The following is a 26,268-nucleotide window of genomic DNA, read 5'->3' as shown; positions in this document are numbered from 1 at the left end:
TCGCACTGGTCTGCCCGCGCTTGACACCTTTGTTATCGATACGTCCCGGGGTCACTATCCATGCTAAGCAAAGAGCTTGAATTCACGCTGAACCAGGCGTTCAAGGAGGCGCGGGCGAAGCGGCACGAGTACATGACGGTTGAGCATCTGCTGCTTTGCCTGATCGACAACCCGACCGCGGCTAAGGTCCTTCGCGCCTGCGCCGCCGACAACGATAAGCTCCGCAGTGACGTCACGACCTTCATCGAGGAGACGACACCGCTGATCGCGGAGAGCGACGAGCGCGAGACCCAGCCCACGCTCGGCTTCCAGCGCGTGCTACAGCGGGCGGTCTTCCACGTGCAGTCCGCCGGGAAGAAGGAGGTCACCGGCGCCAACGTCCTGGTCGCCCTGTTCAGCGAGCAAGACAGCCAAGCGGTCTATCTGCTCAATCAGCAGGATGTCTCCAGGCTCGATGTCGTCAACTACATCTCGCACGGGATCTCCAAGGTGCCGGGCGAAGACCAGGACGATGAGGCCCAGGCCGATCCTGATGAGGCGCGCAGCGAGGAGAAGGAATCGCCCAGCGCCCTCGAGAACTTCGCGACGAACCTCAACGAGATGGCGCGCCAGGGACGAATCGACCCGCTGATCGGCCGCGCCAACGAGGTCGAGCGCACCGCGCAGATCCTCTGTCGCCGACGCAAGAACAACCCGCTGTTGGTCGGCGAGGCCGGCGTCGGCAAGACCGCGATCGCCGAGGGCTTGGCGAAGAAGATCGTCGACGGCGCCGTGCCCGAGATCCTCGGCGAGTCCGTGATCTACGCGCTCGACCTCGGCTCGCTGGTCGCCGGCACCAAGTACCGGGGCGATTTCGAGAAGCGCCTGAAGGCGGTGCTGGCCGAGCTCAAGCGCAAACCGCATGCGATCCTGTTCATCGACGAGATCCATACCATCATCGGTGCCGGCGCGGCCTCGGGCGGCGTGATGGACGCGTCCAACCTGATCAAGCCGGTCCTCGCCTCGGGCGAGCTGCGCTGCATCGGCTCGACCACCTATCAGGAGTTCCGCGGCATCTTCGAGAAGGATCGCGCGCTCGCACGCCGCTTCCAGAAGATCGACATCAACGAGCCGACGGTCGAGGAGACCATCGAGATCCTCAAGGGGCTGAAGGCCAGGTTCGAGGCACACCATCAGGTCAGCTACACCAACCCGGCGCTGCGCGCCGCAGCGGAGCTCTCGGCCAAGTACATCAACGATCGGCATCTACCGGACAAGGCGATCGACGTGATCGACGAGGCCGGCGCCAATGTGCAGCTGCGCCCGGCCGCGAAGCGCAAGAAGCGCATCGACGTCAACGACGTCGAGGCCATCGTCGCCAAGATCGCCCGCATCCCGACCAAGAAGGTCTCGAGCTCGGACACCGAGTCGCTGCGCAACCTCGACCGTGACCTCAAGATGGTCGTCTACGGCCAGGACGAGGCCATCGACGCCCTGACCTCGGCGATCCGGATGAACCGCTCGGGTCTCGGCACCGAGGAGAAGCCGATCGGGTCCTTCCTGTTCACCGGCCCGACCGGCGTCGGCAAGACCGAGGTGACCCGCCAGCTCGCCCGCATTATGGGACTCGAGCTGATCCGCTTCGACATGTCCGAGTACATGGAGCGCCATACCGTCTCGCGGCTGATCGGCGCTCCGCCCGGCTACGTCGGCTTCGATCAGGGCGGCCTGCTGACCGAGGAGGTCACCAAGCATCCGCATTCGGTGCTACTGCTCGACGAGATCGAGAAGGCGCATCCCGATGTCTTCAACCTGCTGCTCCAGGTGATGGACCACGGCAGTCTGACCGACAACAACGGCCGTAAGGCCGACTTCCGCAACGTCGTGCTGGTGATGACCACCAACGCCGGCGCCGAGGAGGCCAGCCGTCGTTCGATCGGCTTCACCGAGCAGGACCACTCGACCGACGCGATGGAGGCGCTGAAGAAATACTTCACGCCCGAGTTCCGCAACCGCCTCGACGCGACCGTCCAGTTCGGGGCGCTCGACAGCAAGACGATCACCAGCGTGGTCGATAAGTTCCTGTTCGAGCTCGAAGCCCAGCTCGCGGACAAGAAGGTCGCCCTGGTGGTCGAGCCCGATGCACGCGCCTGGCTCGCCGAGAAGGGCTATGACCCGAAGATGGGCGCGCGGCCGATGGCGCGGGTGGTCAAGGACGCGATCAAGAAGCCGCTCGCCAGTGAGCTGCTATTCGGCGAGCTCAGCGGTGGCGGCACCGTGGTCGTGAAGGTCGGAGAGGATGACGAGCTGACCTTCAGCTTTGAAATCGAGAAGGCCCCTGCCTAGCGGCACACTCGTTGTGTCACGGTAACGATCGTGACACCCCTGACGCGCGGTGCTCAATGGGCTCAGCGGAATGGCAGCCGCTGCAGCCCTCTCCGCCCCCCGGGGCCGACGCCGGAGATCGGAGCTGTCCCGCTCGCACCGTTAAGCTCGGGTTGTCATGACCTGTTAGCCGCGTCTATACGGGCCGAGCGTCAGCGGACGCGATAGGTGATGCGCCCCTTGGTCAGGTCGTAAGGGGTCAGCTCAACGGTAACCTTATCGCCCGTCAGGATACGAATGTAGTGCTTGCGCATCTTGCCCGAGATGTGGGCGGTCACAGTGTGACCATTCTCGAGCTCGACACGGAACACGGTATTCGGCAGGGTCTCAACGACCACGCCTTCCATTTGAATAACGTCTTCTTTTGCCATGAATGTGGTGTCAGGTTAGTCATGTGGCGCGCGGACGCTGCGTTCTACGCACCGACCAGGCCGCTTCGGCGGGTCGCCACGATAAAACCACAGAAGTATATCACAGGCAGCTGCACAGACCGATGGGAGCACAGCCTACTTCAGTCGCTCTCGGCTCACTTGCAGAAGCGAATCGGCTCGCCGCGCTCGAACCGCAGCCAGTCCCGGCCATCCCAAGCCTCGATAGGCCGAAAGCGATCCTTGTAGGCCATCTTCGGACTCTCCTCGATCCAGTAACCGAGGTAGAGGTGGCGCAGTCCGAGCCGCGCCGCCTCGCGCGCCTGGGTCAGCACCGCATAGGTGCCGGGGCCGCGCTCCGAAAGCTCCGGATCGAAAAAGGTGTAGAGTGCCGAGAGCCCATCGGAGAAGATATCCGTGACCGCGACGGACATCAGCCGCTCACCGAGATAGGCCTCGATGAACCAGGTCTGCCCGCCCCACGGGCTTAGTAGGAAACGCATGTAGGTTTCGATCGATACATCCTCTGCCATGTCGCCGTCGCCATGACGCGCGAGGATGTACCGCTCGTACAGCTGATAATGGGCCGGCTGTAGCTGCGCCGGTTTGAACGCGATCCGCACCTCGCCATCGTTACGCGACGCATTGCGCCGTTGCGAGCGGCTCAAGCGCAGGTCGGCTACCGGCACGCGCACCGGGATGCAGCGCTGGCAGCCACGGCAGGCAGGGCGATAGAAATGCATCCCGCTGCGACGAAAACCGATCTGCTGCAGCCATTGTGCGCGCTCGCGGTCGATGCGCGCCATCGGGTCCACGAACAGGGTCCGCGCACGCAGCCCATCGAGATAGGAGCAATCATGCTCTCCGGTCAGGTAGAGCTGCAGATGTCCCGGAAGATTGCGGTTCGCGTTCATAACCGGATCGTCTCCAACCTTAGCTGACGCTCTCGATGACTCGTCTCGCCGAGCATCTGCCGCTAGGCCACTGCGGCCCGCAACCCTGGATAGTGCAATCGTCCGTCGTTCCAGCTGCCGCAACAGAAAGGACGATCGCGTAGTTCCGCGAGACGTGAGAGAAAACGCTCGCGCGGCATCGACTCGGCACCCATGCGCTGCATATGCTCGGTCAGCACCTGGCAATCGATCAACTCGACTCCCAGATCGATCAGATGCTCGCAGAGGTGAACTAGGGCGATCTTGGACGCATTGTCCGTTCGGCTGAACATGGACTCGCCAAAGAATACGCCCCCGATTGCGACGCCATAGAGTCCTCCGACCAAGCGCCCCTGCTGCCAGGCCTCCACCGAGTGCGCGATCCCATGTACGTGCAATGCGCAATAGGCATCGATCATCTCCGGTAGAAGCCAAGTGCCGTCGCCAGATAGCCGCGGACCGGCACAGGCTCGGATCACCGCCGGAAAGTCACGGTCCATGGTCACTGCGAATCGGCGCTGTTTGAGCAGTTTGCGCAGACTGCGTGAGCGGTGCAACCGTTTCGGGATCAGGACAGTCCGCGGATCAGGCGACCACCAGAGGATCGGATCACCTTCACCATACCAGGGGAAGATCCCATTGCGGTACGCATTGATCAAGCGCCCGGTACTCAGATCGCCACCCACTGCCAGCAGCCCGTCCGGCTCGCGCAGGGCCTCAGACGGATCGGGAAAGGCCCCGCTGGGATCATTCGGCGCCAGCAGATAGGGCATCGACATGGCTGACCGAAGCATCATCCCCGAGCGCGCGCGGACGACGCGTCCGAGCGCTCGGCAGCCTTCGATGTCACCGGATCGGCCTGACGGTAGGGACTCCGGGCCGCCATCTCGCCGATGTATTCCTCAACCGCATCGATCTCATGCGCAAGGAAATGGCTGATCGGCTCGCGAAAAGCGGGTTCTGCAAGCCAATGGGTCGACCAGGTGCGGGTCGGCATAAAGCCGCGAGCGACCTTGTGCTCGCCCTGCGCCCCGGGCTCGAAGCGCTGTAGTCCTTGCTCGATGCAGTGCTCGAGACCTTGATAGTAGCAGGCCTCGAAATGCAGGCTATGGAACTCCTTCGAACAGCCCCAGTGACGGCCGTAAAGGCTGCGAGCGCCAACCAGACAGAATGCCGCCGCCACGATCTCGCCCCCGTGCTCAGCCAGCACCAACAATGTGCTCTCGCCCATGGTCTCGCCAATCTCGCGGAAAAACGACAGCGACAGTGTCGGAATGCCGCCGCGCTTATCGAACGTATCCTCGTAGAGCCGGTGAAACACCGCCCACTCGGCATCGCTTGCCGCATTGCCGGGCACCCGCCGGATGCGCACGCCGGCCTCGGTCACACGCCGCCGCTCGCGCTTGATCTTCTTGCGCTTTTCGGCACTGAAGCTCGCCAGCAGTGCATCGAAGTCGGCATACCCCTGGTTGGTCCAATGGAACTGGCAGCCCAGACGGGCCATCAGTCCAGCCTCGCGCATCCAATCGACCTCCTCCTCGCTACTGAACAGCCAGTGCACACCCGAGACGTCGAGCTCATTGGCCACCTTAACCGAGCCGCGCACCAAGGCCGAGGCCAGTTCGGCCCGATTCGGCGCATCGCCGGTCAGGACGCGCTGGCCGGTTGCCGGGGTATAGGGGGAAGCGATCACAAGCTTTGGATAGTAGCGCAGACCAGCGCGCTGATACGCATCGGCCCAAGCCCAATCGAAGACGAATTCCCCATAGGAGTTGAACTTGAGGTACGCGGGCGCAGCGGCAACCAACTGTTCATCTTGATCATAGAGCGCAAGATGGCGCGGCAGCCAGCCGAAACGCTCTCCGACACAGCCGTGCCGTTCCATCGCCAGCAGGAAGGCATGGCATAGATGAGGAAGGTCATCGCCGGCAAGCGCATCCCAGGCCGTGCCAGGGATCTCTGCGATCGACGGATGAACGCGAAGCTGATACATCACTCAGCGAGAAGTCGAATGGGCCTCCCCGAAGCATGGGGGCCACGCAGCCGACCGCCAAGTCAGCCGCTTGAGCACGACATCACTCAGTCCGTGCGATCTCATCCGTTCCACGCACGCTTAGGCGGCGGGCCACTTGATGCACTGTCCACCGCTGGCCCACTGCTGGCCCACTGCTGGCCCACTGCTGGCCCACTGCTGGCCCACTGCTGGACTCAGGGTCCGGCCCCTGAGCGTCGGGCGCAATGGCCGCTCAGATTAAAGCGGCCACCACCGGATCAACTGGAGCAAGAACGCCAGTGCCGCCAAGGCACAGCCAATCGTCATCAGTGCGTGCCGACCAGTCCAGCCCTGACGAAGCCCGTGCAGGACTCCCGCCGCGACGCCGACGCTGTTCAAGATGAGCCCGAACTCACTAAAGATGAGCAGTGCCAGCAGCGGCACCATCAGCGCGGCATCCTGCCCCTCCGCGGCCGGCTTTCCGGCGATCCAGAGCACACCGAGCAGCGGTACCGAAAGGGTCAGAGCAAGCGCTGGAACCTGATGTCGCTTCATCGGCACTGCCCACACGGGCGATGTCGGCCGCGCCACATTCCGAGGCAATACCTCTGGATAGCCCCTGCATAGGCCACCGGGACCGCCTCAGGCATCAAGGCCGTCGAGATACTTTTCGGCATCCAGCGCCGCCATGCAGCCGCTCCCAGCCGAAGTGATGGCCTGCCGGTAGACATGATCCATCACGTCTCCCGCCGCAAAGACACCCGGCACCGATGCGGCGGTGGCATTGCCTTCGGTACCCGACTGGACTCTGATATAGCCGTTGGACATCTCGAGCTGACCCTCGAAGATACCGGTATTCGGCTTATGGCCGATCGCGATGAAAACACCCTGGAGCTCGACCTCCTCGGTGGTACCGTCCTGCACGTTCTTGATCCGCATTCCGGTGACGCCGGTCGCGTCCCCAAGCACCTCGTCGAGCACGTGATTCCACGCAATCCGGACGTTGCCCGACTCGGCCTTCTCAAACAAGCGATCCTGCAGGATCTTCTCGGCACGCAGCGCATCACGGCGGTGCACCAGCGTGACCTCGGAGGCGATGTTCGACAGGTAGAGCGCCTCCTCGACCGCGGTGTTGCCGCCACCGATCACGGCGACCTTCTGGTTCTTGTAGAAGAATCCGTCGCAGGTCGCGCAGGCCGAGACGCCGCGCCCCCGGAAAGTCTGCTCCGACTCCAGCCCGAGATACTGCGCGCTGGCACCCGTCGCGATCACCAGGGCATCGCAGGTGTAGGTGGCCGAATCCCCATTCAGGACAAAGGGGCGCTGATCCAACGCGACCTTGTTGACGTGATCGAACAGGACCTCGGCTCCGACCTGTTCGGCGTGCCGCCGCATCCGATCCATCAGGTCCGGCCCCTGCAGATTGTCTGGATCGCCAGGCCAGTTTTCGACATCAGTCGTCGTCATCAACTGCCCGCCCTGCTCGAGTCCGGTCACCAGAACCGGCGCCAGGTTGGCCCGCGCCGCGTAGACCGCGGCCGTGTAGCCGGCTGGCCCCGAGCCCAGGATCAGCAGCCGGCAGTGCTTCGTATCACCCATCAGAAACCACTCCAATCATCGGGATGAGGCCGCGTCAACTCACCGAGCGAGGCGTGCCCATCGAAAACCTGATGGTACGCAGACGCCCGAATCGGGTAAAGCCGCATCGGCGCCCATCAACCATCGAAACACGACGAAGTTCCGCCGCTAAGGCTATAATCTTCCAAACCTTCGGAGGAACCTATGGAACAAGCGACTCGACTCGGCCATCCCCGTCTCAGCGACTATCTGGAGCGCGCTTGGCGCGAGGGAGCTCTCTGGGCATTGGTCATCGTCGCGCTCTACCTGGTGCTAGCGTTGGCCAGTTATTCCCCGGATGATCCTGGCTGGTCCTTCGCGGCTCAGGATACCGCGGTTCAGAATGCGGGCGGGCGGCTCGGCGCCTGGTTCGCCGATCTCGCTCTGTTCTTGGTCGGTGGCTTCGCCTATCTGATCCCGATCGCATTGGTCTGGAGTGCCTACCTCCTCTTTCGTGAGCATGAGTCCGAGCCCGAGACCAAACTCTACTGGCTGGTGCTGCGCTGGATCGGGCTCGCCTTCACGATCGTGGCGGGGGCCGGTCTGGCCAGTCTGCAATTCGCCGGCAGCTTCGGTGAGCTGCCGAACGGGCTCGGAGGCGGTCTCGGTCTGTTGGTCGCGACGCTCGTCGATCACGCCTTTGGGCTTGCCGGTGGCTCCCTGGTGCTGCTCGGCGTCCTGCTGATCGGGCTGTCGCTGTTTACCGGCCTCTCACCACTGCTGATCGTCGACGGCATCGGCGACCTCACGCTCATGCTACTGCGACTACCGCCCCGCCTGATCCACCATCTCAAGGCCCAATACCTCCAACGCGATAGAGGATTTGACGACCAGGATTGGGAATACCCGCAAGATCGATCTCAAGGACGAGCGCAGAGCTCCTCGGAACCGGATCAAGAGGTGGGAGACTGGCTCACATACGATGATATCGGTCTGCCTGAAACCCCGAGGACGCACGATCTGAGCGCTTGGACGCCAAGCCACGTCGACTCCGGCGTCAACGCTGTCTCGGCCGGCAATTATCTTGAAGCGCCTGCCCCTGGCGAGCTCGACCCAAGACGGCTCGGCATCGAGTCGGACCCGGCCGCTACGCCCGAGCCTGGCCACGCGGCATCCTTCAGCACCTCTCCGGCCGTGCCCAATCCGACCGCGCCCAATCCGACCGCGCCCGATCCGACCGCGCCCGATCCGGGCGAGTCCGAACAGCCACCGGTAGCGCACGAGCAGAACGCAGCCCATCAGGCTACGGCACGCACCGAAGGACCATCTCCAGCCGCCGTCGAGCCGGTCTGGGCCGATGCCCCCGCCGCGGCGCGGACCAAGCCAACATCCGCGCATCCGGCAACAACAACCGCTCATCGGTCCACCGCAGGCACGGCGCCGAGCGAACGCCCACCGCTCGATCTGCTCGACCCGCCGCGGCGCAGCGGCAATGCGGTCACCCCCGAGCAGCTCGAGACCATGTCGCGCGAGCTCGAGGCACGCCTAGCCGAGTTCGGTGTCGTCGCCGAGGTGGTCGAGGTCCATCCCGGGCCGGTCGTCGCCCTGTTCGAGCTCGAGCTTGCTCCGGGTGTGAAGGTCAGCAAGATCACTGGACTCAGCAAAGATATCGCCCGCGCCCTTTCGAAGATCAGCGTGCGCGTGGTCGAGGTGATCCCGGGCAAGTCGGTGATCGGCCTCGAGGTCCCGAACAATCAGCGCGAGATGGTCACCCTGAGCGAGATCCTCGGCTCGCGTACCTATCAGGAGGCGAAATCGCCGCTGACCATCGGCATGGGCACCAACATCTCCGGCGAGCCGGTGGTGGCCGATCTCGCCCGGATGCCGCATGCGCTGATCGCCGGCACCACCGGCTCGGGCAAGTCGGTCGCGATCAACGCGATGATCCTCAGCCTGGTCTACAAGGCGCCGCCGGAGGATGTGCGTCTGATCATGGTCGACCCGAAGATGCTTGAGCTCTCGGTCTACGAGGGTATCCCGCATCTGCTCACCCCGGTGGTCACCGACATGAAGGAGGCGGCCAACGCGCTGCGCTGGTGCGTCGGCGAGATGGAGCGCCGCTACAAGCTGATGGCCTCGCTCGGGGTGCGCAACCTCGCCGGCTACAACCGCAAGGTCCAGGACGCGATCGCTGCCGGCCAGCCGATCACGGACCCGAGCTATGCCGCCATCGTCAATGCCGCGATCGCCGAGGGTGAAGAACCGCCCGAGGTCCCGATCCTCGAGAAGCTGCCGACCATCGTCGTCATCATCGACGAGCTCGCCGACATGATGATGGTGGTCGGCAAGAAGGTCGAGGAGCTGATCGCCCGGCTGGCGCAGAAGGCGCGCGCGTCGGGCATCCATCTGCTGCTCGCGACCCAGCGCCCCTCGGTGGATGTGCTCACCGGCCTGATCAAGGCCAATATCCCGACGCGGATGGCGTTCAAGGTCTCGGCCCGGGTCGACTCGCGCACCGTGCTCGACCAGATGGGCGCCGAGCACCTGCTCGGCCACGGCGACATGCTCTACCTGCCGCCCGGCGGCAGCATCTCGCAGCGGGTGCATGGCGCCTTCGTCGACGATCACGAGGTCCATCGCGTAGTCGACTTCCTGAAGCAGCAGGGCGAGCCGGACTACATCGAGACCATCCTGCAGGAGCCATCCGAGCACCTGCCGGGGATCGATCCGGAACCAAAAGGCGGCGGCGATGTCGAGGATCAGGACCCACTGTTCGACGAGGCCGTCCAGATCGTCGTCGAGAGTCGACGCGCCTCGATCTCAGGCGTCCAGCGGCGCCTCAAGATCGGCTACAACCGCGCTGCCCGGATGATCGAGGAAATGGAGCGAATCGGTATCGTCGGCTCCGCCGAGAGCAATGGCAACCGCGAGGTGCTCGCCCCTCCGCCACCGCAGGATTGATCAACGCATGAACACCCCCAGCAAACGCTGTCGCCTCAGCCGCCCACACCTCGCCGTCCCAACAACCGCGAGCGCCACCTCATCGCCCGTTCTGGCGCCGGCCTCGGATCAGCTCGCGATCGGCCCGGAGGATGCCCCCGCTGCGCCCGCCGCCAGGGTTGCCAGTCGCCCTCGAACTGCGGACAAGCAGCCGCCAACGCGGCGCCAGAGCTGGGGGAGCTATGCCCTTATCGCATTGGTCACCCTTTGTCTCTGGACACCGCTCGCGCTCGCCGACGGCATCGCCGAGCTCAAGGACTATCTGAGCGGCCTTAACAGCCTCAGCGCCGACTTTCGGCAGATCACATTGAGCAATGACGGCAGCCAGATGCTGGAATCCACCGGCACCTTCTACCTGCTGCGGCCAGACCGGTTCCGTTGGGACTACGACAGCCCGACCGAGCAGGAGATCGTCGCCGACGGCCAACGCATCTATGTCCATGACAAGGAGCTCGAGCAGGTTACCCACAGCAGCCAGAAGAAGATCCTCGATGGCACCCCGGCCCAGCTCCTAGCGAGCGAGCAGCCGGTCGAGGACTATTTCGAGCTGCGCAACCTCGACGAGGGCGACGACCGCACCTGGGTCGAGCTGATCCCGAAGACCGAAGACACTGAGGTCGCCAAGCTGCGCATCGCGTTCATCGACGACCAGCTCGACACCCTGCTGATGGAAGACCGCTTCGGCCAGCTCACCCGCTTCATCTTCACCAATCTTGAGCGCAACCCGCAGCTCGACTATGCGATGTTCCGCTTCGAGCAGCCGGCCGGCAGCGACTTCTTGCAGGTGGACTGATACCGGATACGCCAACGCGATTCCGGACGAAGGATAGTCAGTTTTCCAATAGTCAGAGGCGTATTGGTCTGCGGATTTCGCAGGAAGTGGGTGCGATCGGCTGATCAGATCGACGGCGCCACGTTGCGTGTGGCCATCTGCTGCACCTGCTGGGTCAAACGCGCCACCTCACCCTGATCGAAGCCGAGGCGCTTGGCCGCGTGCTGAATGGACCGCAGCTCCGAGCGCGACAGGTCGCCGTCGGCCAGCGCGAGGCGGATCAGGTTCTCGAGCTGCTCTTCGGTGGCATTGAGGCTCGGCGGGCCACCGGCCCCGAGCGCCTTCGCCCTGCCCAACATCTCGCGGAAACGGGCATCGTTCCAACCCTGCTGACGCGACCAGCGGCGCAGGAAGTCCTCTTCCTTGGGGTCGAGGTGATCATCGGAGAAGACCAGCTTGGCCAGCTCGATGAACTCCAGCTCTTTCATCGAGAGCGTTTGCAGCTTCGGGCCGTACTGGGTTTCCAGGTCCCGGTAGACCGCCTTTTGGGTCTTCTGCTTGCGCTTGTTCAGCGCGAACAGGCCAGCGACGATCAGCACGGCGATCGCCGCGAGGACGAGCGGATTGGCGTAGAGGTAACCACCCAGCATCGTCACCAGGATCAGCGGCAGCGCAAACACCAGTGAGAGCAAGAACGAGCCTGATCGGGCCAGACCGCCAATCAGGGGCACCGAGTACAGGAACCCGAGCATCGCGCTAAAGAGCAGATTGAAGCCGATGATGACGGCGCCAGAAGCCGCGGCGCGCACGATCCACTTCAGCCGGCTGATATGGGCAGCCATGGTGGCGAGCGCCGTCTCCCGCTCGCCGGCCACGATGTGGTGCAGCACCCCGGTGTCCTGGATAAGGGTGTTGAGCATGCCCGTGCGAGCCTGCGAGGTATCTGCCACACCGCGGCCCGACTCCGCCTTGCCGAAATAGGTCGCGGTCGATGGCACTGGAATCCCGGTGTAACGGACCCGTTCATCGCCAAGGTTGTCGGATTCGCCTTTCGATAGGTAGAGGTAATCGTCTCGGCGCTGCAGTGCCGCCTCGGTGATCTGCAAGTCGGCGGTGGGTATCCTGACTGCATCGTCGACGAGCTCGATCTGAGACCCGTCGACAGTCAGCCCGCCGACCTGATACCGGGCAGGACTAAAGGTGCGCGACGAGAGCTGCTGCGTGATGCCACTGTTGCGGGAATTGCTCTCGAGACGACTCATCCAGCGCCGCGACCAGGTCACGCGATCATCGGAGTCCGTGTCCTTCTCCCAGGCATCGATCTCGGCGCTACGCTGCACCTCCAGGTAACCGGTGAAGGCGTCGACGTATTGGCCGGGCAGCGTCAGCTGCGGGTCCATACCGCCGGTGTAGGAGAAACGCTGCCCTGGCACCAGCGCTTGCACCGACTCGACGGGCTGCGTCTTCTTCGCCGCTTGGTGATAGTCGAAGCGGTTCTCGTTCTTCCAGATCGCCCCCAGGGCGATGAACACGATGGCCGGACCGACAACGAAGCCGGCCCAGCGGTTCTTGCGCTCGCTTTCCATTGCTTGATGATACTCGCTAGGCGGGTATCGCGGGAGACGCGCGTCGACCGGATCGACCGGCCGCGCGCATCCTCAATCGGCTCAGCCGAAATCGTGCTCGATGATCGCCATCACGCGACGGCAGATCTCGCGGCCGTAATCGGTCCAGAGCCCCTGCCCCTATGCACACCTCTCTCGCTTGCCAGACGTAACGTCACAAGCCACACTCTGCCGCGTGATCCAGAGTTTCAGGCACAAGGGCCTCGAGCGCTTCTTCAGCACGGGGAAGCAGTCAGGCATTCAAGCCCAGCATGCCAAGCGGCTGCGCTTGATTCTTGGCCGGCTGAATGCCTCCGCCAGCCCCTCTGATATGGACCTGCCGGGCTTGCACCTACACCAGCTCTCAGGCGACCGACAAGGAACCTGGTCGGTCAAGGTGAGCGGCAACTGGCGGGTCACATTCAGGTTTTCCGGAACGCACGCCGAAGTGGTCGATTACGAAGACTATCACTGAGCGAAGATCATGCAGATGCACAACCCGCCGCATCCGGGTGAAATCCTCCGAGAACTCTGTCTCGACCCGCTCGGCCTATCCGTCACCGATACGGCCAAGGCCCTCGGTGTCAGTCGCAAGACACTCTCCGGCATTCTTGACGGCAAGGCCGGCATCAGCCCCGAGATGGCTGTCCGCCTATCGATCGCTTTCGACACCTCTGCAGAAAGCTGGTTGAACCAGCAAATGCAATACGACCTTTGGCAGGCAGAGCAACACCGCAACGAATTGAAGGTCGAGCGGCTTTCGGCGGCATAATCAATAGACCTGCATCAGCCGAGCGATATCGTAACCAGCAGTGAGCGCGCTCGGCTCATGCCGACGTAGGTATTGGTAATACATCTTCGGCGTAGCGATAACGCCGCGCGAGCTGCGGCCAGCCGGCGCGGCCCTCGGATGCTGACCCGGCTCAGCCGAAATCGTGCTCGATGATCGCCATCACGCGACGGCAGATCTCGCGGCCGTAATCGGTCCAGAGCCCCTGCCCCCAATAGCGATAGCAGCTCGTCTGCGAGGCCATCAGATGGAACAGCGCATTGCGATAGCGCGGATCATCGCTCGCCGTGCCCGGCTTCAGCACCTGCTCGTAGAACGCCGAGCTCGCCTCCTCCATCGGGCCGAGGACGTTGTCATAGCCCTTGACCCAGGACAGGTCGTTGGTCCAGCTGGCACCGTCGACATGGAACTGATGGTCGGACTGCTTGAGCTCCTCGATCACCTTGGTCAGCTTCTCGGGCCCGTCGCCCGGCTGCATCTGCTCCCAGATCTTGCCCTGCTGAACGGGACGGATCTCGGTGAATTCGCTCGCCTTGATCCCCATCGCGAATAGCTGTTCGAGATACTCGCTGCCGTTCATCAGCGGGGTGTCCGAGCCCGAGGCGCCGCGCACCGCCTCGAAGAACTTGTCCGGGAACTCGTTCATCATCACGCCGCCGTTCTCGCCGTCGGCGATCTGGGTCACCAGCGGCGGCACCTGCTTGCCGGCGAGCTCCCAGCGCTGCAGGCCCTGCGCCTCGTACCAGGGCTGCATCTGCGCCACCAGCTTGGTGTCCGAGCCCTGGGTCTTGACCAGCGCGATGATGCTCGCGGTCTCGCCCTTGGAGTTGGTGCAGACGAGGCGGTGCGGCAGGTGCGGACGCTGTGGATGCCAGCCGTTCTCGGTCTGCTCGACGCTATGCTCCTGTACCAGCACCCATTGATAGCCGCAGTCGTTGAGGGTCTTGACGAACTCGTAGGCGACGTCCGGATGGTTCGGCAGCGCCATCTCCGACGGCGAGAAGCCGCGCACGCGCTCGAGCGCCTCGGTCCCGAACAGGGCCGCGAAGTGGTGTTGGAAGGCCTGGACGTGGAGCCGATAGTCTTGGACCGGCGTCGAGGGCGCGACCGCATGGCCCCAGGGCATCCCGAGCCATTCGACGGCCCAGTTGTAGTCGGGGTTCATCGTCATGTCCTGGAGCGCGTCGAGCACATGGCCCTCGCCCATCTGGCGCAAACCATAGAGCAGCGTGCCTGAGTACTCGAGCATCACCCGCGGCGACTTGCCCTCGTGGATCAGCTGCGGGATGAACTCACCCATGCGCTTGTAGCACCAGACAAAGGCCGGCGCATTGTGGTTATCGCCGATGTCCTGGTGCTCCATCATGTACTGCAGGTTGCTGATGATCGCGGCGGTCTGCAGGTCGTCGCCGCCGGCCGGGATCAGCGGTTGGTGCTGGTGCAGCGCGACCGCGCAGGCGGCGCGGATGTTGTTGAAGTCGACGGCGCCTGGGGATTGGGCGAGCGGCTTCGCTTTGCCTGACTGGATGGCTTGGTCGATCGTCGCTTCACTGCCGCAGATGTTCGGGAGTCCGTCGGTGAGTTCTGGGAGGTTGGCCATGGGTTGATCTCCTGCGAGATTGTCAGTGTCTTGGTTGGGTGGAACGGGAGGCTTCGGGTCGAGACTGAAAAGCATGATCCGTACCGCGCAAGCGGTGAGTGCCGGGCAGCGCCGGTTGTGCGCTGGGCTCGGTCAGCTGGCGTCAACCGCATCCTTCATCTGGAATGCGTCATTCAGCCGGATAATGGTGACAGGGGCATGACGCTTTTCGCTCTGGTCAGGGTTGCGTGGTCTCTGGGCATGGTGCGGGAAAGCGGCTGCTCGTGCTCGGCTCTAGTGGGCAAGTTCGGCTCTGGAAGGCGAAACAAATCGGAGTGGCACCGAAGGTCAAGCGCTCGTGCTGGGTTCCGGGGGTCGTGCAGCGCCCGCCGGGGGACGCCATGAATACGATCCCTGTAGGCTCGGCGATCGCCGTCCTGGCGATCGACGCCCCCGGCGGGCGCTGCACGACCCCCTTGCGTCGGTGGCACATCGGATGCTCCCGTTGGCGTGTTATTCGATGCGGCGCCATGGCTAAGGGTGCGCCATCCGAGTGCAATCGAGCGGAAATCCCGAGACCGACGGTCGCTGCCCCCAATGGCCGTCGGGTAGGAGCCCGCTTGCGGGCGACGGTATCCCGGCAGGCGGCTTTGACTCGGGATGGCGCCAATGGCCGTCGGGTATGAGCCTGCTTGTGGGCGATCTTCGCAGCCGCAAGCGCGACCGGGTCGCCCGCAAGCGGGCTCCTACCGAGAGCACGGTTGCGCAACCAAGCAGAAAACGCTCGAGTCCAGCTGAAACGATTCACGCTGCTCGCTGCATTGCTGAAACGGTTCACGCTGCTCGCTGCATTCTAGTCGCGAGCCTTTGATGACTGGCTCGATGGCGGTGGCGGGTTGCGCATCAGGTCAGCGTCGAGTTGGTCGAGGACCCCCTCGGCGCGGTCGAGATCGGCATCGGCACGATGACACCAGGCCTCGCCCCAGAAGATATTGCAGCTGGTCTCGGCCCGAAGCAGATGCCAATGTGCGTCCTCGAGCCGAGGCTCGAGTGATTCCGGCAGGGGCCGATCCAAGACCTCAGTGGTTCCCGCTTCCGTGTCCCCGGAATTGTCGGCCCCGATTGCGGCAACGGCAGCAGCGGCGACACCGGCATCCGTTTCGGCGTCCGGCCGTTCGGGCACAGTCTGGGCGGCGTCGCCGACACTGGCATCAGGATTCGGGATGCGGGACGCCGCTGCGGTATACGAAGACGGCTTATCCGCCGGCAGCGCCCGCGGTCGTGGAACCGCTGTTGAGTCGGCCGTGCCAGGATGGCGCTCGGCCTGTTCGAGGCGCTCCAGCCATTGGAGCAGACGCGCGCTGACGGCCCCGTAGCGCGCGATGACCTCGCGCTGGGTATTGGAGCCGGTCCACTGCGTGAAGCCCGTACCATGATGCCAACCGGTATTCCAGGCGCCGGTCGCGACCCGCACCTCGCCGCGCGCGCCGTAGGTGTTCAGGTAGTCGTGGATGAAGGTGGGCCGCAGCTCGGCATCGCCGGCGCGAATGCGCTCCAGCAACGGCAGGTAGAAGGCCGACCAGTAATTGGCCCCTGCGGTGACGTTGCGAAACCAGCCGCCGTTCTCGCCGTCGGTCGCGGTGGTGACCAGCGGCGGGAAGTCGCACCAGCGGGTGCGCTCGGCGACCTCGTTGACGAACCAGTCCACGTCCATCCCGGACTCCTGCGCGTCGGAGAGCTCGCGGTCGCGGACCACGACGATGATCTCGTCGTCGCCGTAGCGGGCGATATGCGGCCGGTAGCGTAGCTCTTGCCAGCTCATCGCGTCGACGGGCTCGATGTGCTCGCTGTCGACCAGGACATAGCGATAGCCGAAGCGCCGCAGCAGCGGGATCAGCTCCATCGCGAAGCCCATCTCGGGCGGCCAGAACCCCTCGAAGCGCGAGCGCCAGAATAGATGGCGGGCGATGCCCTGCCAGCGCCGCAGATGCTCGGGCCTGTCCGCGGCCGGGATCAGCGGTAGAACGGGATGATAATAGCCGGTCCCCAGTACCTCGAACAGCCGCTGATTCTGTAGGAACCAGAGCAGCTTGCCGCAATCGACGATGCCATAGACCCGGGCCTGGAAATCGGGGTTCGAGAGGGTCTCGAGCAGGGTACCGGAGAGCGAGAGATGCACCCGCGCCAGGTCCTCCTGGCCCCAGAGGCTGCGCGGCATCCGGTCGAGCGCGAACAGGATCTCCTTCGCCTCCCAGCTCTGCTCGCTGAGCAGTTGCTCGAGGTTGCCGGGCGGCTGATGAAGGTTCAGGACCAGGGCGTGATGGGCATGCATCGACAGATCATTCTCCGGCGTGGCAGGACAGCCCCTCGATCATAGCGGATCGGGCACCGGGTTCACTGTCTCGGGTTACCTGGGTGGCTTGATCTTCGCTGGCAGACACGCGACATTGAGGCTGATCGAGCGCGCAGTGTCCGCGCATCTTTGACAGGCGGCTCAACGCCTGACCGCCACTGGTGCCTACAGCCTGTCCGCATTCCAACACTGCTGTTGAGCAGATCGTCCTAAGGATACAGTCACAACAGGACCTGATCGCCCCCATGCCGCATGTCATCGTCGACCCCGAGTCCAAGTCGCTCGCCGAGCGCTTTGCACTGATCAAGGCCCCGAGCCAACGCCGCGCCCGGTTCCCAGAGGGCTGCGTCACCGTGGTCGAGAGCGAGGAGCAGGCGCGCGCCGGACGCGACGAGCAGAAGAAGCTGCAGCCAGCCATCGTCTACGGGCCCTCTTCCTCGTCGGAAGGTCAACGCCTCTACTACCTGGTCCGCTGGCTCTGACCCCGATGGTTGATACTGGATCAGCGAACCGGCGCGATGACCGGACACCGGTGCTCGCGGTCGCCGGCATTGGCAAGTCCTACGCCGAAGGCAAACAGCGGCGGACCGTGCTGGCCGATATCGGCTTCGAGGTCGCGCGCGGCGAATGCGTGGCGCTGGTCGGCCAGAGCGGCTCGGGCAAGTCGACCTTGCTCAACCTGCTCGCCGGCATCGACAAGCCCGATACCGGCGATGTCGAGATCATGGGCCGCAGCATCGCCGCGATGGGCGAGCCCGAGCTGACCCTGCTGCGGCGCGAGCACATCGGCTTCATCTACCAGTTCTTCAACCTGATCCCGACCCTGACCGTGGCCGAGAACCTGGCGCTGCCGCTCGAGCTGAACCGCATCCCGAGCGCGGTGCGCCGCCAGCGCATCGGCGACTGGCTGGCGAAGGTCGGGCTCGACGGCCGTGAGGGCGCCTTTCCGGACGAGCTCTCCGGTGGCGAGCAGCAGCGGGTCGCAATCGCCCGCGCGATCATCCACGAGCCGGCGTTGGTGCTGGCCGACGAGCCGACCGGCAACCTCGACGGGCGCACCGGCAACGTGGTGCTGCAGTTGCTCGCGCACCTGTTCCGCGACCAGGGTCGCACGCTGATCCTGGTCACCCACAGCCGCGCGGTCTCCGAGGTCGCCGACCGCATCCTCGCGCTCGACAACGGCCGCCTGACGCACGACACCGAAGCATTGTCGTGGTGATCTCCTTGACCAGCGAGCGCCCGACGAAGAACCGCGCAGATCGCCTTGTCGAGCCCGCCGTGACCGGGTGGCTCGCGAACAGGGCCGGACGCGCCGCAAACGGCATCGCCCGATCCCGGGAATCAGCCGCAGGCCGCGGCAGACCGCTGAGGCGCAAAGGCCATCCGCCGTTCGCATCCGCTCCGTATCCTGACGGCCGAGGCGACGCATGCTGACCGCCGCGCTGATCAACGCCAGCCGGCGCTACCTCGCGCGCCATCGCTGGCAGACCTGGCTGTCGGTCGCCGGGATCGCGCTCGGCGTCGCGGTGGTGATCGCGGTCGACCTCGCCAATGAGAGCGCCAAGCGCGGCTTTCGGCTCTCGGTCGAGCAGGTCACCGGCACCGCCACCCACCAGATCGTCGCCGCCAGCGGCAGTATCCCCGAGCAGCTCTATGCAACCCTGCGCCTGGAGCAGCGCCTGAATGCCGCCTCCCCGGCGATCGACGCGCCGGTGCGCATCGGCGGGCGCAGCTTCACCTTGCTCGGGCTCGACCCGCTCGCCGCCGCGCCCTTGCGCCCCGACCTGGGCCGCAGCCTCATCAGTGCCGCTGAGGCGGGCATCGCCGCGCCGGACCCTTCCGTGTCGGACCCTGCCGCAGCGGACGCCGCCCGCGCCGCCGATGCGAGCATGCACGCGGACGCCGCCGATCCGGGCATGAACGCGAGCGCCGCCGCGCGTGGGCTGCTGCGCCTGCTGCGCGACCCGGCCAGCTTCGCCCTCAGCGCCGACGACGCCAACGTCCTAGGGCTCACCGTGGGCGATCCGGTCGAGGTCGACCTCGGCGCCGACAGCGCCCGCATGACCCTGGTCGCGCTGATCCCGGAGCAGGTCGGGCTCAGCGGGCTCGCGCTGACCGATATCGCGACCGCGCAGGAGGTCCTCGGCCGCCTCGGCGAGATCGAGCGCATTGACCTGATCCTGACCGACGCCGAGGCCGCGCGCGTCGCCGCCGCGCTACCGCCCGGTCTGCGGCTCGAGCCCTCGGCCCAGCGCACCAACGCGTTGACCCAGATGACCCGCGCCTTCCATACCAATCTCACCGCGATGAGTCTGCTCGCGATGCTGGTCGGCGCCTTCATCGTCTACAACACCATGACCTTCGCGGTGCTCCAGCGCCGCCCGCTGCTCGGCACGCTGCGCATGCTCGGCACCACCCGCAGTCAGCTGTTCGCACTGATCCTCACCGAGACCCTGGCGCTGGCGGCGATCGGCGCCCTGCTCGGCGTCCTGCTCGGCATCGCCGTCGGTGCCGGCCTGGTGCAACTGGTCACCCGCACCATCAACGACATCTACTTTCAGCTCAACGTGCGCACGCTGCACCTGGATCCCTGGTCGCTCAGCAAAGGGATCGGGCTCGGCCTCGGCGTCACCCTGCTCGCGGCCCTCGGCCCGGCGCTCGAGGCTGCCCGCTCGCAGCCGCGAGACGTCGTCCGCCGCACCCGGATCGAAGGCCAAACCCGCCGGCTGCTGCCCTGGCTCGCGAGCGCCGGCGTCCTGCTGATCGTCATCGGCATGGGCCTGATCGCGCTCTCGGCCCGTTCGATGAGCATCGGCTTCCTGGCCCTGTTCCTAGTCATCCTCGGCACCGCGCTGCTGATGCCGCTTGGCGTCCATGGCTTCGCAACCCTGACCACCCCGCTGTTCGGCCGCCTGTTCGGCATCCAGGGCCGGCTCGCCGCGCGCGGTATCACCGCCTCGATCACCCGCTCCGGTCTCGCCGTCGCCGCCCTCGCGGTCGCGGTCTCGGCCACGATGGGCGTCAGCATCATGATCGGCAGCTTCCGCACCAGTGTCTCGGACTGGCTCGCGAACACCCTGACCAGCGACCTCTACATCTCCGGCGAGGCCAGCGGCAGCGCCGGCCGCGGCCAGACCTTGCCGCCTGGGCTGGCCGATGACCTGCTCGCGCTCCCCGAGGTCGTTGCCGTCAGCCAGGGCCGCAGGAGCCGCGTCCAGGCCCGCGGCGGCACGACCCATGTCCTCGCGCTCGAGTCCAGCACCGGCCAGCCGCGCGGCTTCGACTTCGCAGGCCCCACCGCCGACGACCTCTGGCCGCGCTGGCACGCCGGCGAGCTGGTCCTGGTCTCGCAGCCCTATGCCTACCGCCAGCAGCTCGCGGTCGGCGACCGCATCGCATTGTTCACCACCGACGGCTGGCAAGACTTCGAGGTTGGCGGCATCTTTCGGGACTACGGCAGTGACAGCGGCACTTTGATCCTGCCGCGCCCGCTCTACGCCGAGCGCTGGGACGACCCCGCCATCTCCTCGTTGGGCCTGGTCCTGACCGAGGCCGCCGAGATCGACAGCGTCCGGCAGCAGGTCGACGCCCTGCTCGCCGCCCACGACATCGCCGCCAGCGTCCAGACCAACCGCGCCATCCGCGAGCTGTCGCTGACCATCTTCGACCGCACCTTCACCATCACCAAGGTGCTGCGCCTGCTCGCCATCGGCGTCGCCTTCGTCGGCATCCTCAGCGCCCTGATGGCGCTCGAGCTCGAGCGCGCCCGCGACTACGCCGTGCTGCGCGCCACCGGCATGACCCGCGGCCAGCTGCGTGCGCTGATCCTGATCCAGACCTCGGCGATGGGCATCGCCGCCGGCCTGCTCGCGATCCCGCTCGGCCTGGCCATGGGCGACCTGCTGATCAGCGTCATCAACCTGCGCTCGTTCGGCTGGACCATGCCGATGCAGGTCGAGGCCCAGACCTTGGTCTCCGGCGTCCTCCTCGCCTGGCTCGCCGCCGTCCTCGCCGGCCTCTACCCGGCCATGCGCGCCGCCAGAGCCGTCCCAGCCCGGGCCCTCAGGGAGGAATAGCTCAATAAGGTTCGATTGACCAGAAAGGTCGTGTATTCTGTGAGCCAAACGGGGCCGCAACTCCAACGACACCAACACCGCATCAGGCCCTTTTGATCGACTGACACTCAGCAGTATCGGAGGCGAAAGCAACCATGGCTGAAGACAAAAGGGTCGTCACCAAGAAGACCAAGGCAAAGGCCGAAGCGGCTGACGCCAAACCGGTCACCAAGAAGACCAGCAGCAAGAAGACCGCGGCCAAGAAGACCAGCACCAAGACCGCGAGCGCCGCGCCGGCGAGCAAGAAGAAGGTGACCAAGAAGGCCACAGCGACCGGTGCAGCGGCAGCGGCGAGCACGACTGCTAGCTCCGCCCCTGTTACCAAGAAGACCGCCACGAAAAAGGCAGCGGCCGCCAAGACGACAGCAGCCAAGGCCCCAGCCGCCGCCAAGGCCCCAGAGCCGCCCTTGGCAGCCGATGCCCCAGCCACGCCGCCGACCAAGCCGCTCGAGGAGCGCCCGGTCAGCCTGGCGCCAGTGACCGAGGTCACGCCCGAAGAGCGGCTGCGGATGATCGAAGAGGCCGCCTTCTACCGCGCCGAGAAACGCGGCTTCGCGCCCGGCCACGAAGCCGAGGACTGGGCTGCAGCCGAGGCCGAGATCGACGCGCACCTGCGCACGCGCTAGCGCTATTAGCGACGATGGATTACCTCAGCACACCGGATCAGACCAACGCGGACCCGGCCAGCTTTCGCGTCCGCGCAATGGATGAGGGCCTGGACCGAGACCAGCTCCATCCCGACCCCATCCTGCAGTTCCAGCGCTGGTACGAGGAGACCATCGCGACCCGGCTGCCCGAGCCGAATGCGATGGCGCTGTCGACCGTCGACGCCGCGGGTCAGCCGTCGCTGCGCACCGTGCTGCTCAAGCTCTACGACGCGCATGGCTTCGTCTTCTTCACCAACTATCAGAGCACCAAGGCGCGTCAGATCGAGGCCAACAACCGCGTCGCCCTGCTCTTCCCCTGGGTCGCGCTCGCCCGCCAGGTGACCGTTCTCGGCACCGCCGAGCGCATCCCGACCGCCGAATCCCTGCGCTACTTCATCACCCGCGGCCGCGGCAGCCAGCTCGGCGCCTGGACCTCGCCGCAGAGTCAAGTGATCCGCTCGCGCTCGCTGCTGGAGCAGAAGTTCGCCGAGATCAAGCAACGCTTCGGCAGCGGCGAGATCCCATTGCCCGACTTCTGGGGCGGCTACCGGGTGATTCCGAGCAGCATCGAGTTCTGGCAAGGCCGCGACAATCGCCTGCATGATCGCTTCGTCTATCGTCGCGAGGCGCCTGAGGCGGACTGGACGATCGAGCGCCTCGCGCCCTGATCGGCAGGTTCGAGAAGCCAGGCCCCGTCATGACCATGAGACGCCGAAGCGCGCGCCATGCAGGGGCATGACGATCACCCCCGAGCCGACGCCGGAGCAGATCACTGGCCTCATCTTGGCCGGTGGCGCCGGGCGCCGCATGGGGGGAGCCGACAAGGGGCTGATCGAGATCGCCGGCAAACCGCTGGTGCAATGGGTCGCCGACGCGCTGCGGCCACAGACCACATCATTGCTGATCAGCGCCAATCGCAACCTGGAACACTACCGCGCCCTCGGCTACCCGCTCGTCACCGATCGGCTCGCCGATTTCCAAGGACCGCTCGCCGGCATCGCCGCCGCCCTCGAGCGCGCGCCGACGCCCTGGCTCTTGTGCTCGCCCTGCGACACGCCGCTGCTACCGAGTGATCTCGGCGCCCGCCTGGCGACGGCCGTCATCGAGCAGCAGACGCAGATCGCCATCGCCGCCGACGCGCACCGCCGGCATCCGCTGCATGCGCTGATCCCATGCGCCGCGCGCGACGAGCTCCAAGACTATCTCGCCCGGGGCGGCCGCAGCGTCTTCGGCTGGCTCGAGCACCATACGGTTGCGATCACGCGCTGCGACGACCCTCCGAGCGCCTTCAGCAACCTCAACCGGCCCGAGCAGGCCGCAACGATTCGTTCGCAGTTACAGCGGCGCAGCGCGCGCCGGTAATGCGCCCGCATTGGGGGCGTATACTATCTGCTGTAGTTTGCCCGGTACCGGCGATGCCTGGGTTGGGAGCTACAACCTCGGGCCCATCCACGATACCGATAGGCGCATCGTCGGCGCCGTCGTGACCGCTCGTGACATCACCGAGCGGCGGCCCGCCGAGGAGCAACCGCAGGAGCGCAATCTCGACGAGGACACGAGAGACACCGGCAGCGCGGCCGATCGGCCCCTGGGCACGGCAGGCTAATCCGCTTCCTCTCGGCAGGCGATCCGCCCGGACTCCTCGCCGAGCTTCTCCAGCGAGAAGAACGGGCTCATCTCTCGCGCCCAGTCGGCAGCGAGCTTGCTCGATGCCTTGGCCTGCTCAGCAGAATCGAACACGCTCACGGTTACGATACCCGGTAGTCCGTCGCCACCGAGCCCGGTGACGATTACGGAATAGCTGACGAAGCCGTCGAGGGTTTTGATGCGCGGCATGAAGGTGGTACTCACCTTCTCGCGTACGACGTCTGGCGTTCCCTTGACGAGCTGATAGCGGCGAATCGAGCCGTACAAGTCTGGACGCTCCTGGGCAAGGTTCTGGGGACATTCAAATAAAGATAGTCGATTCCTCGCCGGCCACAAGGCAGTCGGCAGCCGTAGGAGCGACTCCCCTGACCCGCCGGTGAGATGCTGAGCCCAGCCTCTAGGAAGCGGCGCACGATCGGTCGCATACCCGGCTTGGGGACTGGTACTGGTAGCCGAGGTCCTCGCTGGACCAGGCCGGCGGTGCGAACGCACTCAGCAGCGCTGCGATCAACAGGACCCGGGCGAAGGCGGCAGGTGCGGGGGACTCGCAAGCGCGAGCGCTTTCGCGCCTCGAAACCGGACGCTGACGCAGAAGTGGTTCTCGCAGGTATCCTTGTTGCTGATCCGGCATGTCATGGAGCCCAAGCCTTGACTGATCTCGTCGCCGACGCACGGCGTTTTGCCACCGAGGCCCATCAGCGCATCGATCAACGCCGCAAGTACAGCAACCAGCCCTATCAAGAGCACCTCAAGGCAGTCGCCGAGCAGGTCGCGAGCGTCACTGACGACGCCGAGATGATCGCTGCGGCCTGGCTGCATGACACCGTCGAGGACACACCCGCCACCTTCGGTGATATCGAGCGCGCCTTCGGGCGCAGCGTCCGCGATCTGGTCGCGCAGCTCACCGACGTCAGCAAGCCAAGTGACGGCAACCGCAGCGAGCGCAAGGCCATCGACCGGCATCACCTCGCACAGGCCTCGGCGCGCGCCAAGACCGTCAAGCTCGCCGACCTGATCGATAACTGCACCGACATCTGTCGCCACGATCCCGGCTTCGCGCGCGTCTACCTGCGCGAGGCCGCCGCGCTGCTCGATGTGCTGGGCGAGGGCGACGAACGGCTGTTCCGGCGGGCACAGCAGGCGTTGGCCAACTGCGCCCGTCGGCTCGGCCTGCCAGCACCGCCGCAGAGCGTCGCCGAGGACGCGCGTCAACCCCTGCGCAGCGAGCTCAGTCTGTCGCAGCGCCGAGCGCTGCGCCTCTTCACCGAGGCTTTCACCGCCAGCGAGATCGCCCAGCCACTGCGTTCGTTCGACATCGAACGCGGCATGGACGTGCTGCAGACCCTTGCGAGCGCCGATGACCTCGAGGTCGCCGGCCTGCGCCGCGATGGTGTCTGCATCGGCTATCTGAGCGCGGGCCAGCAGGCGCATCGCGCTCCTGAAGACCTGCTACGCGCCTTCGCGCCGGCGCAACGCGTGCGCCGCGACGCGCCACTGTCCGAGGTCGTGCACGTGCTCACCCACTACGATTTCTGCTTCGTCACCGCCATGGGCGACGTCGCCGGTGTCATCACCCGCGGCGACATGCAGCAACCGGTGGTACGGATGTGGCTGTTCGGCATCGTCACGCTGATGGAGATCGAGTTGCTGGAGCGCATCCGCTCGCGCTGGCCTGATGGCAGCTGGACCGAACGCCTTCCCGCCGGACGGCTGGACAAGGCCCAGGCCCTGCTCGCCGAGCGCCGGCGACGTGGTCAGCACGTGGACCTGGCCGACTGTCTTCAGTTTGGCGACAAGGCCCGTGTCCTGCTGAGCGACGAAGAACAACGCCTCGCCTTCGGGTTGCCCACCAAAGGCGCGGCCAAGCGGGTGATGAGTGATCTCGAATCGCTGCGCAACAACCTCGCCCATGCCCAGGATATCGTCACTTACGACTGGCCGCAGATCGCGCGCCTGGCACGCAATATCGAAGAGCGGCTCAAGCAGCAGGAAAGGGACTGATGGCCCAGAGTTGCCAGTCGAGATCTTGGTTGCGGAAGGACAGGTGCTCGCATTCCACCTTTTCTGTCTCAGCATCCTCGCGCTGCTGCTCTGCGGCTGCGGCGAGCCGGAGGCCGCCACGCCATTGCTGCGTTGGTATGTGTTCGATGAACCCTCAGGCGCGTTCGAACAGGCCGTCGCCGACTGCTCCGCAGCTGCCGAGGGCCGCTATCAGATTACGCTCGTCCCAGCCATCGCCCTGCTCTACCTCAGAGGCTTCGGCGTGACGATCCTGCACCGGGAAGACCGCTGATGACCCGCGGCCAGCACAGCGACCGACTCGAGCAACTGGTCTGGGGCGCCGGCAGCGTCCTGGTCATCGGCTACGCGCTGGTGCCGGTAGGGTGAAGGGTGAAGGGTGAAGGGTGAAGGGTGAAGGGTGAAGGGTGAAGGCTAGCGAGAGTGTTACCGATTATTGACGAGCCAACAACGCCGACGTTTGAGGGGCGGGGTCGGGTGATGCCCGGCGGGGGCGTCGATCGCCAGGACGGCGATCGCCGAGCCTAC

General features: G+C 65.4%; 24 protein-coding genes. 13 read left to right on the top strand and 11 right to left on the bottom strand.

Annotated elements, in window-relative coordinates; genetic code table 11:
* The first annotated feature begins 60 nt into the window (after positions 1-60).
* On the top strand, positions 61-2,325 hold the full coding sequence (gene clpA / locus CKO40_RS11520; protein WP_200346354.1) for an ATP-dependent Clp protease ATP-binding subunit ClpA: 2,265 nt from the start codon (positions 61-63) through the stop codon (positions 2,323-2,325).
* 191 nt (positions 2,326-2,516) lie between these two features.
* Here the strand turns inward: clpA and infA are convergent, their stop codons facing one another.
* The 6 genes from infA to trxB form a co-directional block, all read right to left on the bottom strand.
* Positions 2,517-2,735: a translation initiation factor IF-1 gene (gene infA, locus CKO40_RS11515; RefSeq protein ID WP_200346353.1), complete on the bottom strand. Its 219-nt coding sequence runs from the start codon at positions 2,733-2,735 to the stop codon at positions 2,517-2,519.
* Between the two features lie 155 nt (positions 2,736-2,890).
* Positions 2,891-3,646 carry an arginyltransferase gene (locus CKO40_RS11510; RefSeq protein ID WP_200346352.1) on the bottom strand — a complete coding sequence of 252 codons (756 nt, stop codon included), beginning with the start codon at positions 3,644-3,646 and terminating at the stop codon, positions 2,891-2,893.
* Between the two features lie 62 nt (positions 3,647-3,708).
* Positions 3,709-4,437, bottom strand: coding sequence for a leucyl/phenylalanyl-tRNA--protein transferase (gene aat, locus CKO40_RS11505; RefSeq protein WP_200346368.1), 729 nt, complete (start codon positions 4,435-4,437; stop codon positions 3,709-3,711).
* Between the two features lie 20 nt (positions 4,438-4,457).
* Complete coding sequence (locus CKO40_RS11500) at positions 4,458-5,657, bottom strand: GNAT family N-acetyltransferase (RefSeq protein WP_200346351.1); 1,200 nt, start codon at positions 5,655-5,657, stop codon at positions 4,458-4,460.
* Between the two features lie 258 nt (positions 5,658-5,915).
* Positions 5,916-6,212, bottom strand: coding sequence for a hypothetical protein (locus tag CKO40_RS11495; protein ID WP_200346350.1), 297 nt, complete (start codon positions 6,210-6,212; stop codon positions 5,916-5,918).
* 87 nt (positions 6,213-6,299) lie between these two features.
* Positions 6,300-7,256 (bottom strand): thioredoxin-disulfide reductase, encoded by a 957-nt coding sequence (gene trxB, locus CKO40_RS11490; protein WP_200346349.1) that lies wholly within the window; start codon positions 7,254-7,256, stop codon positions 6,300-6,302.
* 183 nt (positions 7,257-7,439) lie between these two features.
* Between trxB and CKO40_RS24935 the strand changes: the two genes are divergently transcribed.
* Together CKO40_RS24935 and lolA are read left to right on the top strand one after the other, a co-directional pair.
* On the top strand, positions 7,440-10,175 hold the full coding sequence (locus tag CKO40_RS24935; protein WP_200346348.1) for a DNA translocase FtsK: 2,736 nt from the start codon (positions 7,440-7,442) through the stop codon (positions 10,173-10,175).
* 7 nt (positions 10,176-10,182) lie between these two features.
* Positions 10,183-11,007 (top strand): outer membrane lipoprotein periplasmic chaperone LolA, encoded by an 825-nt coding sequence (gene lolA, locus CKO40_RS11480; RefSeq protein ID WP_200346347.1) that lies wholly within the window; start codon positions 10,183-10,185, stop codon positions 11,005-11,007.
* Between the two features lie 104 nt (positions 11,008-11,111).
* Here lolA and CKO40_RS11475 read toward each other — a convergent pair whose 3' ends face one another.
* Positions 11,112-12,572 (bottom strand): TMEM43 family protein, encoded by a 1,461-nt coding sequence (locus tag CKO40_RS11475; RefSeq protein ID WP_200346346.1) that lies wholly within the window; start codon positions 12,570-12,572, stop codon positions 11,112-11,114.
* 214 nt (positions 12,573-12,786) lie between these two features.
* On the opposite strand from CKO40_RS11475, the gene CKO40_RS11470 reads away from it, so the two are divergent.
* Both CKO40_RS11470 and CKO40_RS11465 read left to right on the top strand, forming a co-directional pair.
* Positions 12,787-13,065, top strand: a complete 279-nt coding sequence (locus CKO40_RS11470) for a type II toxin-antitoxin system RelE/ParE family toxin (RefSeq protein ID WP_200346345.1) — start codon at positions 12,787-12,789, stop codon at positions 13,063-13,065.
* 9 nt (positions 13,066-13,074) lie between these two features.
* The gene (locus tag CKO40_RS11465) at positions 13,075-13,362 is read left to right on the top strand and encodes a HigA family addiction module antitoxin (RefSeq protein ID WP_200346344.1); all 288 of its coding nucleotides are present in this window, start codon (positions 13,075-13,077) and stop codon (positions 13,360-13,362) included.
* Between the two features lie 151 nt (positions 13,363-13,513).
* Here the strand turns inward: CKO40_RS11465 and CKO40_RS11460 are convergent, their stop codons facing one another.
* A complete protein-coding gene (locus CKO40_RS11460; protein WP_200346343.1) occupies positions 13,514-14,980 on the bottom strand; it encodes a glycosyl hydrolase family 57 in 1,467 nt (488 codons plus the stop codon).
* Positions 14,981-15,812: 832 nt separating this feature from the next.
* Positions 15,813-17,291 (bottom strand): polysaccharide deacetylase family protein, encoded by a 1,479-nt coding sequence (locus CKO40_RS11455; RefSeq protein WP_242476988.1) that lies wholly within the window; start codon positions 17,289-17,291, stop codon positions 15,813-15,815.
* Between the two features lie 266 nt (positions 17,292-17,557).
* Here CKO40_RS11455 and CKO40_RS11450 point away from each other — a divergent pair, with 266 nt between their 5' ends.
* The 7 genes from CKO40_RS11450 (at position 17,558) to CKO40_RS11420 (ending at position 23,680) form a co-directional block, all read left to right on the top strand.
* Complete coding sequence (locus CKO40_RS11450) at positions 17,558-17,794, top strand: hypothetical protein (protein ID WP_200346342.1); 237 nt, start codon at positions 17,558-17,560, stop codon at positions 17,792-17,794.
* 5 nt (positions 17,795-17,799) lie between these two features.
* Positions 17,800-18,531, top strand: a complete 732-nt coding sequence (locus tag CKO40_RS11445; RefSeq protein ID WP_200346341.1) for an ABC transporter ATP-binding protein — start codon at positions 17,800-17,802, stop codon at positions 18,529-18,531.
* Between the two features lie 208 nt (positions 18,532-18,739).
* Positions 18,740-21,388 (top strand): FtsX-like permease family protein, encoded by a 2,649-nt coding sequence (locus CKO40_RS11440; protein ID WP_200346340.1) that lies wholly within the window; start codon positions 18,740-18,742, stop codon positions 21,386-21,388.
* 134 nt (positions 21,389-21,522) lie between these two features.
* On the top strand, positions 21,523-22,053 hold the full coding sequence (locus tag CKO40_RS24345) for a DUF2934 domain-containing protein (RefSeq protein WP_242476987.1): 531 nt from the start codon (positions 21,523-21,525) through the stop codon (positions 22,051-22,053).
* 14 nt (positions 22,054-22,067) lie between these two features.
* Complete coding sequence (gene pdxH / locus CKO40_RS11430) at positions 22,068-22,742, top strand: pyridoxamine 5'-phosphate oxidase (protein ID WP_200346339.1); 675 nt, start codon at positions 22,068-22,070, stop codon at positions 22,740-22,742.
* 67 nt (positions 22,743-22,809) lie between these two features.
* Positions 22,810-23,436, top strand: coding sequence for a molybdenum cofactor guanylyltransferase MobA (mobA, locus tag CKO40_RS11425; protein WP_200346338.1), 627 nt, complete (start codon positions 22,810-22,812; stop codon positions 23,434-23,436).
* Positions 23,437-23,473: 37 nt separating this feature from the next.
* The gene (locus tag CKO40_RS11420; RefSeq protein WP_200346337.1) at positions 23,474-23,680 is read left to right on the top strand and encodes a hypothetical protein; all 207 of its coding nucleotides are present in this window, start codon (positions 23,474-23,476) and stop codon (positions 23,678-23,680) included.
* Here CKO40_RS11420 and CKO40_RS11415 read toward each other — a convergent pair.
* Complete coding sequence (locus CKO40_RS11415) at positions 23,677-23,988, bottom strand: hypothetical protein (RefSeq protein WP_200346336.1); 312 nt, start codon at positions 23,986-23,988, stop codon at positions 23,677-23,679. The two genes, CKO40_RS11420 and CKO40_RS11415, sit on opposite strands and share 4 nt — an antisense overlap.
* A gap of 381 nt (positions 23,989-24,369) precedes the next feature.
* On the opposite strand from CKO40_RS11415, the gene CKO40_RS11410 reads away from it, so the two are divergent.
* Positions 24,370-25,722, top strand: coding sequence for an HD domain-containing protein (locus tag CKO40_RS11410; RefSeq protein ID WP_242476986.1), 1,353 nt, complete (start codon positions 24,370-24,372; stop codon positions 25,720-25,722).
* On the opposite strand, the gene CKO40_RS25355 is transcribed toward CKO40_RS11410, so the two are convergent.
* A complete protein-coding gene (locus tag CKO40_RS25355) occupies positions 25,700-25,780 on the bottom strand; it encodes a hypothetical protein (protein ID WP_420827377.1) in 81 nt (26 codons plus the stop codon). The genes CKO40_RS11410 and CKO40_RS25355 overlap by 23 nt on opposite strands.
* Positions 25,781-26,268: the final 488 nt, after the last annotated feature.

Origin of the sequence: Halochromatium glycolicum (assembly GCF_016584085.1) — a bacterium.
Classification (GTDB): Bacteria; Pseudomonadota; Gammaproteobacteria; order Chromatiales; family Chromatiaceae; genus Lamprobacter; species Lamprobacter glycolicus.
This window is presented reverse-complemented; position numbering and strand designations above follow the sequence as displayed.